Below are 14,384 nucleotides of genomic sequence, written 5' to 3' on the forward strand. Positions count from 1 at the left end.
TCAATATGGATTATATAAAAGCGTTTTTAATGGGAGGTTTGATTTGTGCTATTGCACAAATTTTGATTGATAAGACTAAATTGACTCCTGCAAGAATATTAGTAACTTATGTGACATTAGGAGCAATACTTGGGGGTCTTGGAGTTTATAAAAAATTGATAGATATAGGTGGTGCAGGAGCTACAATACCTCTTTTAGGCTTTGGAAATTCTCTTGCCCAAGGTGTAATAAAAGCTGTTGATAAAGATGGATTAATTGGAATTTTTACAGGAGGATTGACAGCTACTGCTGGAGGAATTTCTGCAGCAATATTTTTTGGATACATTTTTTCTTTAATCTTTAATCCAAGGACTAAGAAATAAGTATAGGTTAATGAACTTTAACCTATATTTATTTTTTTATATTATCCTATGGTATAATATAAAGCAAGGAATTATTTTGTTGGTAAAAGGGTGATTTTTTGCGTATAGAGGTTAATGGAATAGATTTAATTAAACTGCTGAAAGAAATTTCTTTAAAAACAAAAGTTAAATCTTATATTGTAGGTGGAGTTGTAAGAGACTTTTTATTAGGGGTTAAAAACCTTGATATCGATGTAGTAGTGGAAGGAGACGGTATTAAGTTTGCCTATACATTGCTTTCTTATTTAAAAGGTGATATTGTAGTGTATGAAGCTTTTAGGACTGCTACCTTAAGCTATGACGGTATTTTTATTGATGTTATATCTGCTCGGAAAGAGTATTATGAACGTCCTGCTGCACTGCCAACAATCGAATTTTCAAATATATACGATGATATGGCAAGAAGAGATTTTACTATTAACACTTTGGCTTATGATGTAATAGAAGGTAAGATTTTGGATTATTTTAATGGATTAGAGGACTTAAAAAAGGGTTTAATTAGAGTTCTTCATCCCAAAAGTTTTATTGATGACCCTACGCGAATATTTAGAGCCATCAGGTATTCTGTCAGATATTCTTTTGAGATTGAAGAAAAGACACACAATTTGATGAAGGAATCAATAGAAAATATTAGACTTTTGTCTGCTGATAGAATAAGAAATGAGATCTTTTTAATTTTGAAAGAAAGTAAAGTCAAAGAAATGGTTGAAAAACTTATTTCTTACGGTATTGATAAAGTTATTTTTGATGGAATTACACTTAATACTCAAAATCTCGATACAGTAGATGTAAATTTAGAAGTTGAATTATACAAATTTTTAGTGCTTTTTTACTACTTAAAAGAAAAAGATATTAATGAAATTGAAAAGCGGTTACGAATAAATAAAATTTATCTTAAGGCTTTAAAAGACCTGGTTTTTTTAAGAGAGCAACTCAATTGTCAAAATAAAAATATCAGAAAGACAAGAGAAACTATAGAAGAAACAAAAGAAGAAGTTTTAAAAGCTATTGAAGTAATGGAAGGAGAAAAAGCCGAAAAAATTATAAAGGGAAAATTGACTGTAACAGGAAAAGACATAGAAAATTTAGGGCTTCCTCCAAGTCCTTTATATGGAGAATTAATGGACAAAGTGTTTGAAGCAAAAATGAATGGAATTATTGCTACAAAAGATGAAGAAATTGCATTTTTAAAAAAACTGATAAAAAAATTACAGAAAGGAGAATAAATTTGATAGATTTTTTGTATAGAATACCTGCGCTTCTTATTGCGATGAGTTTCCACGAATTTAGTCATGGTTATGTGGCAGATAAGTTGGGAGACCCTACTCCAAGGCAAAGTGGTAGGCTTACATTAAATCCATTGGCTCATATTGACCCCCTTGGTCTTTTAATGCTTTGGCTTTTAAGGTTTGGGTGGGCGAAACCTGTTCCTATTAATCCTTTATATTTTAGAGATAGGAAAAAAGGTGTATTGCTTGTATCCTTAGCAGGCCCTCTTTCCAACGTCTTGTTGGCTATCGTTTCTCGAATATTGATGGCGGTATTTAAAGATGTTCCTATACTGTATCCAATTTTATATCTATTGTACATTTACAATCTAGTTTTTGCTGTTTTCAATATAATACCGGTACCGCCTTTGGATGGATCAAAAGTACTGTGGAGTTTGTTACCCACAAGAGAAGCTTATATAATTTCCCAATATGAAATGTATGGACAGGTTATTTTGATCATTCTTGTTTTCACTGGGGTTATAGGACAAATCATGTGGCCTATTATGAATGCTTTGGACTCTTTTATAACTCTTATTTTAAAGCCTTTTGGGGTGTGAAGATGTACAACGTAAAATTAGAAATGTTTGAAGGACCTTTTGATTTACTTTTTCACCTTATAGAAAAAAATGAAATTGATTTGATGGATATTCCGATTTCAGTTATTTTAGATCAATATATGGAATATATTAAAACTTTGCAGGAAATGGATTTAAATGTAGCATCAGAATTTATTGTAATGGCAGCTACTTTATTAGAAATTAAATCTAAAATGTTACTTCCTAAGCAGCAGTTTGAGGGACAACAATTGGAAATAGAAGAAGTAGACCCAAGAGAAGAATTGGTAACTAAATTGATTGAGTACAAGAAATATAAAATTATTGCCCAGACTTTTAAAGAAATGTGCAAAATTGGTTCTCGTTTTTTTAGAGAAGAACCCGAAGTAAAATATATAGATAAAAAAATTGCTTTAAACTACTCTAGTGAAGATATATATAAAGCGTATCTTAAGGTTATTTCAAAAAATAATGCCAGAGAAGATGAAATAGAAATAAAAAAAGATGAATATACTGTAGAGAATAAGATTAAAGAGTTATTAGTGAAATTAGTAAAAAAGCCTTTCCTTTGGTTTAGTGAACTTATTAAGAAAAGTCGAGCAAAAGGAGAAATAATTGTTTCTTTTATCGCTGTTTTAGAGTTAGTGAGATTAAATAGAATTATAGCGGAACAAAAGACTACTTATGGGGATATACTTATTAAATCCTTTAGGAGAGGAGAAAAAAATGAGTTATGAAGGAAAAATAGAAGCTATATTGTTCGCAGCAGGGGGACCAGTAAAATTAAAAACCTTATCAGAAGTAGTAGGACTTTCTAAAGAGGAAATAGTAGATGTTGTAAACAAATTAAAAGAATATTACAACATGGAAAATCGTGGTTTAGATATTATATTTTTTGAAGATAAAGTTCAAATGTGTACAAATGATAATTATGGAGAAATAGTTAGACAAGCTTTGGGATTAGAAATAAAACAAGGACTTTCTCAAGCAGCATTAGAGGTTTTGGCTATAATAGCTTATAATCAACCTATTACAAGGGCAGAAATTGAAAGAATAAGGGGTGTAAAAAGCGATAAAGCTATGAATACTTTACTGGAGTATAATTTGATCAAAGAAAGCGGAAGAGCTTTATCTGCTGGTAGGCCAATACTGTACACTACTACAGAAGACTTTTTAAAGTATTTTGGAATTAAATCTTTAAAAGAATTACCGCAAATCGAAATTACACCTTAAAAGAGGTAAAAAAGCAGGTGCTCTTTTATAAAGAGTTAACCTGCTATAATTTTACATAGAAGTTTTCTACAATTGTACTTGCTATTTTTTCAAAAAGAGGTTATCATATATCAAGATACTATATTTCCTTTATATGGATAAAAATACAATATAGGCAGTTTTTAATAAGTATCAATCTTTTTACCAAAACTATAATAAAGACCTAAATCTTTACTAAAAAGGTTTATAAACAGCGTAATATGAGGTGTGAAAGGATGAAATATTTGTTTGTTGTTTTTATAACCCTTATTTTTTTAATTTTACTGTATTTTTTGCCTCTTAAAATTAAAATAAAAGCGAATAAAGAGGAGAAAAATATTTCCCTGGAAATAGCAGCTAATATATTTATTGTAAATTTTTTAACCTTTAAATTACAGAAAGAGCCTGAAAAAGAGGAATTGTATTTTAAAATTTTTGGCATTCAGATACTTAAAAGTACAGGAACAAAAAAATTAGAGAGAACTAAAAAAGAGAAAAAATTTTCGACTTTAGATGTAGGATATAAAGATTTTTTTAGGATTGTAGAATTTTTAAAAGATGTGTTAAAAGATACTATTGTTTATAAATTTTATTTAAATTTAAAAATTGGTTTAGAAGATGCAGCTTGGACCGCTATCTTGAACGGCTCTTTATGGGGAATAATATATACAGCTCTTATGCTGATATATAATAATGCTACTTTTACTAATGCACCGGAGGTTTATATCACACCTTACTATGGTCAAAATAAGTTAGAAGGAAATTTAATTTGCATATTTAAAATAAGCTGTGGTAATATTATTATTAATGGAATAAAGTTTTTGGGTAATTTAAAGGGGAGGTGAAAATAAATGAGTGACCACCCAATCGATGCATTGATGAAAACGACCATGGAAAGCTTAAAAGACATGATAGATGTTAATACAATAGTAGGAGATGCTGTAGAAACTCCTGATGGAACTATAATAATCCCTATCTCTCGTGTGACATTTGGCTTTGCTGCTGGAGGCGGTGAAATTAACTTGCCAAAAAATGATAAAAAAGGTACAGAACAAGATTCATCTCAAAGTATGCCCTTTGCAGGTGGCAGTGGTGCAGGGGTTTCTGTACAACCTGTTGCCTTTATGGTGGTTGGACAAGGGCAAATCAGACTCTTGCCAGTTACTCAAAGTGCTATGCTAGAGAGAATAATAGATTTGACGCCTAAATTGATAGAAGAAATACAAAACTTGTTCAATAAAGGTAAGTCGACAAAAAAGGTACAAAATCCAACAATGAATAACAATGCTGATATTTAAAAAGTGGGGAATCCCACTTTTTTGTATATAAAGGAGGCATAAAATGAAAAAATTTGTGCTTTATATATTTATTCTGTTGTATTTTATGTCTTCTGTAAAAGTGTATGCTGAGAGCTATCCTTCTATTTCTGCTAAAGCAGCAATTGTAATGGACCAAGAGACAGGGAGAGTGTTATATGAAAAAAATTCTCATGAAAAGCTGCCAATGGCAAGTACTACAAAAATAATGACTTTATTGGTGGCATTAGAGAAAGGTAATTTAAATGATATTGTAACTGTCAGTAGAAGGGCTGCAAGTGTTGGGGGGTCGTCTATTTGGCTTTCGCCAGGAGAAAAAATTGATATGGAAAGCTTGCTTTATGGACTCATGCTAAACTCAGGGAACGATGCTGCCACAGCTATTGCGGAACATATAGCTGGTAGTGTAGAAAGTTTTGTCGAAATTATGAACCAAAAAGCAAAAGAAATAGGGGCATATAACACCCATTTTGTAACACCTTCTGGTTTAGATATTGGTATTGATGACCATTATACTACTGCTTATGATTTAGCTTTAATAACAAGATATGCTTTTAGATATCCTAAGTTTGCAGAGATTGTATCAACAAAAGAAAAGACAATTCCTTGGGAAGGGAAAGAATGGGATAGATATTTGAGGAACAAAAATAAGCTCTTATGGATATACGAAGGAGCTGATGGGGTAAAAACTGGATTTACTAATAAAGCAGGTAGGTGTCTTGTATCTTCTGCTACAAGAGAGGGAAGGAGATTTATTGCAGTTGTTTTAAATAGTCCTCCTATGTGGGAAGATTCCATGAAAATATTAGACTATGCTTTTTCAAACTACAAACTCTATAAAGTTTTAGAAAAAGGGAAGTTAATTAAGAAGGTAAAAGTAGAAGGTGGAAAAGAAAATACTGTATCAGTTGTAAGTGAGAAAGAATGTGTTATTCCAGCATTAGAAGAGGAGAAGCAGAATGTGAATTTAGAATTTCATTTCCCCGAAAGTGTCAAAGCTCCTGTTGAAAAGGGTGAAAAAATAGGCTATGTGACAGTAAAAATAGGAGAAGAAAAAGTTTGTGATGTAAATTGTGTAGCCTTAAAGAAGATAGAACAAGAAGATTTTGGTTACAATTTTCAAAAGATAATAAAAAATTGGTTAAAGGTACTAAATCCCTCTTGAATATGACTCAAGAGGGTTATTTGTTTTGTAATAGTTTTTAAGTTTGAAGAATATTTTATTAGTGTAAAACCGGAGGTGAGATAAATTGGCAAATAGATTAGAATGCATTGATGCAGGTACCGATTATTGCCCTTGTTATTTGGCTGAATTAAATGAGTGTATAGTATGTTCACAACTTCAAGGAAAAAATTTTTGCGATTGTAATTGGCGAGGGGTTTGTATTTTCCAGGAATTTGTTTGGGCAGGATACAAAACTAAAGCTACCCGCAGCACGATTTTTTCTAAGGTGTTAAAAATGGAAGAAATTAATGAAGAAATTATAATTTTGACTCTTAAAGTACCAAATAAGATGGCACGAGACTTGAATGAACCAGGTTCTTTTGTTTTTTTAAGAGGAGTTTCAAGTCCACCTTTTTTTGATACTCCAATGTCAGTAATGTATGCAGATGAGCTTGAGGGAATAATCAAGATAGCTATACAAGTAAGCGGTCCAAAGACAAAATTAATTCAAAAAGCTGAGGAAGGAGAAGAGGTCTATTTAAGAGGGCCTTATTGGAATGGACTTTTAGGCCATAGGTATATTAAAGGAACTCACAATTCTAAGGCTTTAGTTGTTTTGAGAGGAATTGCACAAGCTCCGGGGGTAATTGTTATTTTAAAACTACTAAACAACAAAAACAAAGTTATAACTATTGTAGACAAGGGAAAAGTAGGAGTGAATTTTATAAATGACTATTTGAAAGAGTTTAATATAACGACAATTGAAACAGACCTTTTAAGTGAGGAAGGACAAAGAATTTTAAAAGAGTTAATTAAAGACAAAGAAATAACGGTTGTCTACAGTGGAGGTTCTGATGAACAGCATGTGAATATTTTAAATTATTTGGACTTATATAATCAAGAAGCTTATTTGGCAGTTTCGAACAATAATACTATATGTTGTGGTGAAGGAATTTGCGGTAGTTGTGAAGTTCAGATAGGAGACCAAAAAATAAGAACCTGTAAGGTTCAAGTGGATATTAGAAAAGCTTTAGAAAGGAAGATGTTACATGGTTAAGGTTGTTGTAATAGGTGGAGGTTGGGCCGGTTGTGCAGCTGCTTTAACAGCTCGAAAAGCAGGAGCAGAAGTAGTGCTTTTAGAAAAGACTGATATGCTTTTGGGATGCGGACTTGTAGGAGGTATAATGAGAAATAACGGCAGATATACTGCTGCAGAAGAACTTATATATTTAGGAGGAAATGAACTTATTGAAATAACAGACACGGCAGCAAGACATGTAAATGTAAACTTCCCTGGTCATGCTCATGCAAATCTGTATGATGTGACAATGGTAGAACCAATGATTAGAGAGATGTTACTTGAAAAAGGTGTTACTATTAAATTGATGGCGAGGGCTACAGATGTGGTAATGGAAAACAGCAAAAGAATAAAAGGAATAGTTTTAGCAGATGATACTATAGAGTATGGAGATGTTTTTATAGAGACTACTGGTTCAACGGGACCAATGGGTAACTGCCTAAGATATGGAAACGGATGTGCTATGTGTATTTTAAGGTGCCCTTCTTTTGGCCCTCGAATTAGCATAAGTTATAGAGCAGGTGTAGAAGACCTTTTAGGAATGAGGGCAGATGAAGTTTATGGTGCCTTTAGTGGTTCATGTAAATTAAATAAAGAATCTTTAAGCAAAGAGATAAGAGAAAAGTTGGAAAGAGATGGAGTAGTAGTATTGCCTGTGCCTAAAGAAGATATTAACATGGAAAAATTGAATTTGAAAGTGTGTCAACAATATGCATTGCCAGAATACGCAGAAAATGTTATACTATTAGATACTGGTTATGTAAAACTCATGACTCCTTTTTATCCATTAGAAAAACTTAGAAAAATTCCTGGCTTAGAAAGAGCACGTTATGATGACCCCTATTCTGGAGGAAAAGCTAATTCTGTAAGATATTTGTCAATGGCACCGCGAGATAATACAATGAAAGTTATAGGTTTAGAGAATTTATTATGTGCAGGGGAAAAGTCTGGCTTGTTTACTGGGCATACTGAGGCAATGGTGACAGGATGTCTTGCTGGACATAACAGTGTAAGATTAGCTCTTGGCATGCCTCTTTTGGAGTTACCAAGGAATTTAGCTTCTGGTGATTTGATAGCATATGCAAATGAAAGCATAAAGACGAAAGAAGGTTTGAAAAAGAGGTATACTTTTGCAGGGGCAGAATATTTTGAAAGGATGAAACAATTAGGTCTTTATATTACTGATACCAACTTGATAAAAGAAAGGGTCATGAGAAATAATTTATTAAAAATTTATGACGAAAAACTTGTATAAACAAAAAATGGGTGAACACAAATGGAAAGGTTGCAAAAATACTTAGCAGAATGTGGAATAGCCTCACGAAGAAAGTGCGAAGAGTATATTTTACAAGGCCGTGTAAAAGTAAATGGAAAAGTAGTAAAAGAGTTGGGAGTAAAAATTAATCCTGATGTTGACATAATTGAATTTGATGATAAAATTGTGAGAAGAGAAGAGAAAAAAGTTTATATTATGTTAAATAAGCCAACAGGATATATTACTTCTGTAAAAGACCAGTTTGGCAGGTCTACAGTGATGGACTTAGTTAAAGTTAAGGAGAGAATATATCCTGTTGGCCGCTTAGATTATGATACATCAGGGCTTTTATTACTCACAAACGATGGGGAGATAGCCAATATCTTAATGCATCCTCGACATGAAATTATGAAGACGTATATTGCAAAAATCAAAGGGATTCCAACACAAGAAGAGTTGGAAAGGTTTAGAAATGGACTTTTGATAGGAGATTATTTGACTTCCAAAGCAGAAATAGAGATTTTAGCAGTTAAAAATGGGACAAGTGTTGTAGAAATAAAAATTCATGAAGGGAAAAATAGACAAGTTAGAAGAATGTGTGAGGCTATTGGACATCCTGTTATTTCTCTTACAAGATCTAAAATTGGTGAGTTATCTTTAGAAGGGTTAAAACCAGGAGAGTGGAGGTATTTGATACAAAAAGAAATAGATTATTTAAAAAGTTTGAGGTGAAGTATGTTTTCAGTTAAGTTTGCCAAAGCGGAGGATTTTGAAACTATCAAAAGAATTGCTAATAAGTGTAATTTAAATAAAACTTTAGATTTTTTAGAAGAAATTTTCATGATTGCAAGAGAAGACAGACCTTTTGGTTTTATTTCTATGAAAGTAGAAAATAATAATGCCATAATAACTAATCTGGCAATTTTGCCTTCCCACAGGGATAAAGGGTTTGAAAATTTAATGGTAAGAGTAGTACTTAATCATGCACTAGATATGGGGTTAGAAAATGCTTGTGTCAATATACCTTTTTATAGAGATTTTTTTTGTAAATTAGGTTTTAAAGAAAAAGGCGATTTTCAGATAGTTAAATTAAAAGAGTTTTTTAGAGAGTGAGATATTTTTTTTAATATATTATTAAAAATCTTGGAGGTGTTTTCAATGGAATTATGGTTTACAGAAAATCAGGATGAAAATTTGAGATTTTCTTTGAAAGTTAAGGAAACATTGGTGGTAGAAAAAACTCCTTATCAGCACTTAGCAATACTCGATACATATCAATTTGGAAAAGTATTAACTTTAGATGGCATACTTCAAACCACTGAAAAAGATGAATTTATATATCATGAGATGTTAGTACATGTACCTCTTTTTACTCATAAAAATCCAAAAAGCGTATTAGTTGTTGGAGGGGGAGATGGAGGCTCAGTAAGAGAGGTTTTAAAGCACCCTTCTGTAGAAAGAGTAGTTTTGGCAGAAATTGACGAGGCAGTAGTGAGAAATTCTAAAAAATATCTTCCTACAATAAGTCAGGCATTAGATGACCCAAGAGTAGAAATAATGATTGGAGATGGAATTAAATATGTTAATGAACACAAAAATGAATTTGATGTGGTAATAGTGGATTCTACTGACCCACTTGGGCCAGCTGTAGGGCTTTTTACTTCTGATTTTTATAAAGCCGTATATGAATGCTTGAAAGAAGACGGTATTATTGTGGCTCAGACAGAATCACCTTTTATTTATGGAAAATTGATAAACAAACTCAGCAAAATGTTCAAAGAAATATATCCTATTACAAAAGCATATATAGCAACAATACCGACTTATCCAGGAAGTTTGTGGACTTTTACCATGGGTTCAAAAAAATATGACCCTGAAGAAGTGGACATAAATTCTATTCCAAGAATAGATACTAAATACTATACACCTGAAATTCACAAAGCGGCCTTTGTATTGCCCAAATTTGTGAAGGATATTTTTGATGAGGTGTAATATGATAGAAGGAAAATACTTTGTTGATCCGGGAAAGTTTTTAGGGGCTACTGAAGATTATGAAAAGGCAAAGGTAGTTATAGTAGGTTTGCCTATGGATTACACAGTGAGTTTCAAAGCAGGAAGCCGCTTTGGACCTGCTGCCATAAGGCAAGCCTCTTACGGTTTAGAATGTTATAGTGTGTATTTAGATAGGAGGCTGGAAGATAAGAAATTTTATGATTTAGGAGATTTAGTACTTCCTTATGGGAATGTGGAAAAGAGTTTAGATTTAATCTCAAAAGCTACAGAAGACATTTTGAAAAGTAGAAAAAAAGGATTGTTCTTGGGTGGAGAACATTTAGTGACTTATGGAATTTTAAAAGAGTACTTAAAAAAATATGGGGATAACCTTGTAATCCTTCATTTTGATGCCCATACTGATTTAAGAGAAGAATTTTTTGGTGAGGCATATTCTCACGCTACAGTGATGAGAAAAGTATGGGATATTGCTAATGGTATTAAAATGTATAATTTTGGGATAAGGTCAGGTGAAAAAGAAGAATTTGAGTTTGCAGAAAAAAATACCCATATGTTTTTGTACGAAGTAGTTGAGCCTTTGAAAGGTGTAATTGATGATATAAAAGATTATCCAATTTATATTAGCTGGGATATAGATGTTGTAGACCCTGCTTTTGCACCAGGCACTGGTACACCAGAACCAGGGGGAATAACTACAAAAGAGGCATTAGAGGCTATTCATATTTTAAAAGATTTAAATGTAGTTGGGATGGATTTGGTGGAAGTCTCGCCTTCTCACGATATAGCTGGTATAACCTCTATTTTAGCAGCTAAACTTATAAGGGAATCTATCCTTTCCTTCTTCTAAAATTTTGAGCCTTTTGGCTCTTTTTTTATTTTGTTTCTTTTGAAAAAATAGTATAATATATTATGAGGAGGTATTAATATGAGCAATAAAATTAAAATTACAGAAACTGTATTAAGAGATGCTCATCAGTCACTCTTGGCTACTCGAATGTCGACGGAAGAAATGCTCCCAATTGCAGAAAAATTGGATGCAGTAGGATATTATTCTATTGAAGCGTGGGGAGGAGCTACCTTTGATGCTTGTATGAGATTTCTTGACGAAGACCCTTGGGAAAGATTAAGAAGATTAAAGAAAAGAATAAAAAATACGCCTCTTCAAATGCTTTTGAGAGGACAAAATCTATTAGGATATAGGCATTATCCTGATGATATAGTAGAAAGATTTATTGAGAAGGCTGTTTACAATGGAATAGATATAATAAGAATTTTTGATGCTTTAAATGATGTGCGAAATCTTGAAGTTGCTATAAAAGCTACTAAAAAAGCAGGAGCTCACGCTCAAGGTACCCTTGTTTATACTATAAGTCCTGTTCACAACATTGACCATTATATTAAAGTAGCAAAAGAGCTGACAGAATTAGGAGTAGATTCTATATGCATAAAGGATATGTCAGGAATATTAACTCCTTATATTGCTTATGAGTTAGTAAAAAGCCTTAAAGATACAGTAAATATTCCTATACAGTTGCACAGCCATTATACGAGTGGAATGGCTTCTATGACCTATTTAAAAGCAATAGAAGCAGGAGTAGATATAATAGACACTGCTATTTCACCTTTGGCATTAGGAACTTCTCAACCTGCTACGGAAACAATGGTGGCAGCTTTAAAAGGCACTCAATACGATACTGGTTTGGATATGGAGTTATTATCAGAGATTGCTTCATACTTTAAAGAAGTAAAACAAAATCACAATAAAGAAATAGATTTATCTATGGTTATGGGAGTAGATACAGATGTATTAATTTATCAAGTTCCAGGAGGAATGCTATCAAATTTGATTTCCCAATTGAAACAACAAAATGCTTTAGATAAGTACCCGGAGGTTTTAAAAGAAATTCCTAAAGTCAGAGAAGAATTAGGATACCCACCTCTTGTTACTCCTATGAGTCAGATGGTAGGGACTCAAGCCGTCTTGAATGTAATAACTGGAGAAAGGTATAAAATGGTACCAAAAGAAGTAAAAGATTATGTGAAAGGACTGTATGGTAGACCACCAGCACCAATTTCAGAAGAAATAAAGAAGAAAATAATAGGAGATGAAGAGGCAATAGACGTTAGACCAGCAGATCTTTTAAAACCGCAATTTGAAGCGATTAAAGAAGAGATTAAAGAGTATTATGAACAAGAAGAAGATGTTTTATCTTATGCTCTTTTCCCACAAGTAGCAAAGAAATTTTTTGAATACAGAAGAGCAAAAAAATATCAAATAGATGCAACTCTTCTTAATATGGAATATATGACATATCCAGTCTGACAGGGAAATAGTCTTCCCTGTTTTTTATATTTAAAAATCCCTCCTGTAACATATATTCTTATCCTTCATAACATGTAGTAGAAAGTTTAAGTTTAAAAGGAGGGAAATAAGATGACAATAGATGGATCCTATTACAATCCAAACTATCCTAAGTATCCTTACCATCATCCCTATTATCCACATCATCCTCATCCGGGACATTGTAAGACTTTTTATACAGTGCAGCCAGGAGATACTATGTGGTCTATAGCGAATATGTTTGGAATAAGTCTTGACTGCTTAATAAGAGCTAATCCTCAGATATCGGATCCTAATTTGATATATCCAGGGCAACAAATTTGCATACCTTTCTATTGTCCACCAGTATCTCCAGAAACCTGCAAAACAATATACACAGTAAAACCGGGAGACAGTATGTGGTCAATAGCGAATATGTTTGGAATAAGTCTTGACTGCTTAATAAGAGCTAATCCTCAGATATCGGATCCTAATTTGATATATCCAGGGCAACAAATTTGCATACCTTTCTATTGTCCACCAACGGCTCCAGAGACCTGTAAAACAATATACACAGTAAAACCGGGAGACAGTATGTGGTCAATAGCTAATATGTTTGGCGTAAGTCTTGATGCATTAATAAGAGCAAATCCACAAATACCAGATCCTAATTTGATATACCCAGGACAACAAATATGTATACCTTCTGCCTAAATATTTAATTGTTAAGGTACCTTTTAAGGTGCCTTAACAATTACAGTTTGTTGACAAAGTTTGAAAATATTCAAAGGAGATATTTTGCATCGTCGCTCCGATGTTCCAAAGCGACAAAACTAAAGCTCGACCTTCGCGCTCCGGCAGGGTACCGGGCACAATCGGCCTCCTTGCCTTAAGGTGCCCGCCTCCGCCATACATGGCTTCGGCCCCTGCCTACACCCTCGGTCTTGCTAAGTTTTGTTGCCGCTTTGTCACAAGTCACTCCTTATACAAAATATCTCCTTTACGAAAGTTTGTCTACAGTCTGAAGGCACCTTTTAAGGTGCCTTAACAATTAATGTGAAGATATATAATATTAGGATAATTGCTTGTATATTTTATAACTTTTACAATCCCTGGTTGAATATTTTTCCCACATTTTAAGCATAGGTAATTTTTGTTTTCTTGCAAATAAGTGTAGCTTATTTCCACCTCTAATTTTCCGTATTTTTTCCAGCTATTCCACCCAGTTTTGCATAATTTGATTCTGTTTTCATAATCAGCATATACCCATCTTAGTAATCGGTGAAAATGAAAAGGATATTTTGTGTACCTCAAAAACTTTTCTGGCAATCCTAAGGATAAAGCGTAATTTTCAAAAGAATTTTCTATTATCTCCTGAAGAGGACTCGATATTTGTGTACTTTCCCAATTATATTCTTCTTGTTCTAACCACTTTCTCAATGAATCAAACATGTAACCTCTACAAATTTGTATTTTTTCAGTTTTGCTTACTTTAAGCTTTTCTAAAAGTTTTTTCCCGATTTCACAGGCTTTTTGTAAATACAATTTATTTTTAAAGTTATCTTCGTTATAATATTCTATGGGAATTATATCACAGAAAAATTCTCCGGTTTCTACTCTCATAGCCCCAATACACGTTCCACCTACTAAACTTCCACTTCCCGCGTCGTCTATTTGTATCACTGTATCACTCCTTGCCTATATATAAATTTTGTAATAAAATCAAAGTAATTATACGGTTATTAATTAGAGGAGGTAGA

General features: G+C 32.8%; 17 protein-coding genes. 16 read left to right on the top strand and 1 reads right to left on the bottom strand.

The features are described 5' to 3' along the window. Positions 1-5 precede the first annotated feature (5 nt). From spoVAE to safA, 16 genes are all read left to right on the top strand, one after another. On the top strand, positions 6-362 hold the full coding sequence (gene spoVAE / locus THYS13_RS02430; RefSeq protein ID WP_042832989.1) for a stage V sporulation protein AE: 357 nt from the start codon (positions 6-8) through the stop codon (positions 360-362). A 98-nt stretch (positions 363-460) separates the two neighbouring features. After that, a complete protein-coding gene (locus tag THYS13_RS02435; RefSeq protein ID WP_042832990.1) occupies positions 461-1,627 on the top strand; it encodes a CCA tRNA nucleotidyltransferase in 1,167 nt (388 codons plus the stop codon). Positions 1,628-1,671: 44 nt separating this feature from the next. Continuing rightward, entirely contained in the window at positions 1,672-2,229 is a 558-nt protein-coding gene (locus THYS13_RS02440) for a site-2 protease family protein (protein WP_052210500.1), read from the top strand. Positions 2,230-2,231: 2 nt separating this feature from the next. After that, a complete protein-coding gene (locus tag THYS13_RS02445; protein WP_042832992.1) occupies positions 2,232-2,963 on the top strand; it encodes a ScpA family protein in 732 nt (243 codons plus the stop codon). Beyond that, entirely contained in the window at positions 2,953-3,459 is a 507-nt protein-coding gene (scpB, locus tag THYS13_RS02450; protein WP_042832993.1) for an SMC-Scp complex subunit ScpB, read from the top strand. The genes THYS13_RS02445 and scpB overlap by 11 nt, the downstream gene beginning before the upstream one ends. Before the next feature lie 254 nt (positions 3,460-3,713). After that, positions 3,714-4,322, top strand: a complete 609-nt coding sequence (locus THYS13_RS02455) for a DUF2953 domain-containing protein (protein WP_042832994.1) — start codon at positions 3,714-3,716, stop codon at positions 4,320-4,322. A 6-nt stretch (positions 4,323-4,328) separates the two neighbouring features. After that, positions 4,329-4,775 (top strand): GerW family sporulation protein, encoded by a 447-nt coding sequence (gene ytfJ / locus THYS13_RS02460; protein WP_042832995.1) that lies wholly within the window; start codon positions 4,329-4,331, stop codon positions 4,773-4,775. Between the two features lie 43 nt (positions 4,776-4,818). Next, positions 4,819-5,958 (top strand): D-alanyl-D-alanine carboxypeptidase family protein, encoded by a 1,140-nt coding sequence (locus THYS13_RS02465; RefSeq protein WP_042832996.1) that lies wholly within the window; start codon positions 4,819-4,821, stop codon positions 5,956-5,958. 85 nt (positions 5,959-6,043) lie between these two features. Next, on the top strand, positions 6,044-7,015 hold the full coding sequence (locus tag THYS13_RS02470; protein ID WP_042832997.1) for a sulfide/dihydroorotate dehydrogenase-like FAD/NAD-binding protein: 972 nt from the start codon (positions 6,044-6,046) through the stop codon (positions 7,013-7,015). After that, positions 7,008-8,291: an FAD-dependent oxidoreductase gene (locus THYS13_RS02475; RefSeq protein WP_042832998.1), complete on the top strand. Its 1,284-nt coding sequence runs from the start codon at positions 7,008-7,010 to the stop codon at positions 8,289-8,291. The genes THYS13_RS02470 and THYS13_RS02475 overlap by 8 nt, the downstream gene beginning before the upstream one ends. Positions 8,292-8,312: 21 nt before the next feature. Next, on the top strand, positions 8,313-9,023 hold the full coding sequence (locus tag THYS13_RS02480; protein ID WP_042833000.1) for a pseudouridine synthase: 711 nt from the start codon (positions 8,313-8,315) through the stop codon (positions 9,021-9,023). 3 nt (positions 9,024-9,026) lie between these two features. After that, positions 9,027-9,404, top strand: coding sequence for a GNAT family N-acetyltransferase (locus THYS13_RS02485; RefSeq protein WP_042833001.1), 378 nt, complete (start codon positions 9,027-9,029; stop codon positions 9,402-9,404). Between the two features lie 45 nt (positions 9,405-9,449). Continuing rightward, positions 9,450-10,283, top strand: a complete 834-nt coding sequence (gene speE / locus THYS13_RS02490) for a polyamine aminopropyltransferase (RefSeq protein ID WP_042833002.1) — start codon at positions 9,450-9,452, stop codon at positions 10,281-10,283. A gap of 1 nt (position 10,284) precedes the next feature. After that, on the top strand, positions 10,285-11,151 hold the full coding sequence (speB, locus tag THYS13_RS02495; RefSeq protein ID WP_042833003.1) for an agmatinase: 867 nt from the start codon (positions 10,285-10,287) through the stop codon (positions 11,149-11,151). 78 nt (positions 11,152-11,229) lie between these two features. After that, positions 11,230-12,627, top strand: a complete 1,398-nt coding sequence (locus THYS13_RS02500; protein WP_042833004.1) for an oxaloacetate decarboxylase subunit alpha — start codon at positions 11,230-11,232, stop codon at positions 12,625-12,627. A gap of 111 nt (positions 12,628-12,738) precedes the next feature. Then, on the top strand, positions 12,739-13,338 hold the full coding sequence (gene safA / locus THYS13_RS02505) for a SafA/ExsA family spore coat assembly protein (RefSeq protein ID WP_042833005.1): 600 nt from the start codon (positions 12,739-12,741) through the stop codon (positions 13,336-13,338). 330 nt (positions 13,339-13,668) lie between these two features. Here the strand turns inward: safA and THYS13_RS02510 are convergent, their stop codons facing one another. Next, the gene (locus THYS13_RS02510) at positions 13,669-14,307 is read right to left on the bottom strand and encodes a hypothetical protein (protein WP_042833006.1); all 639 of its coding nucleotides are present in this window, start codon (positions 14,305-14,307) and stop codon (positions 13,669-13,671) included. Positions 14,308-14,384: the final 77 nt, after the last annotated feature.

This window comes from Thermoanaerobacter sp. YS13, from assembly GCF_000806225.2.
GTDB lineage: Bacteria > Bacillota > Thermoanaerobacteria > Thermoanaerobacterales > Thermoanaerobacteraceae > Thermoanaerobacter > Thermoanaerobacter uzonensis.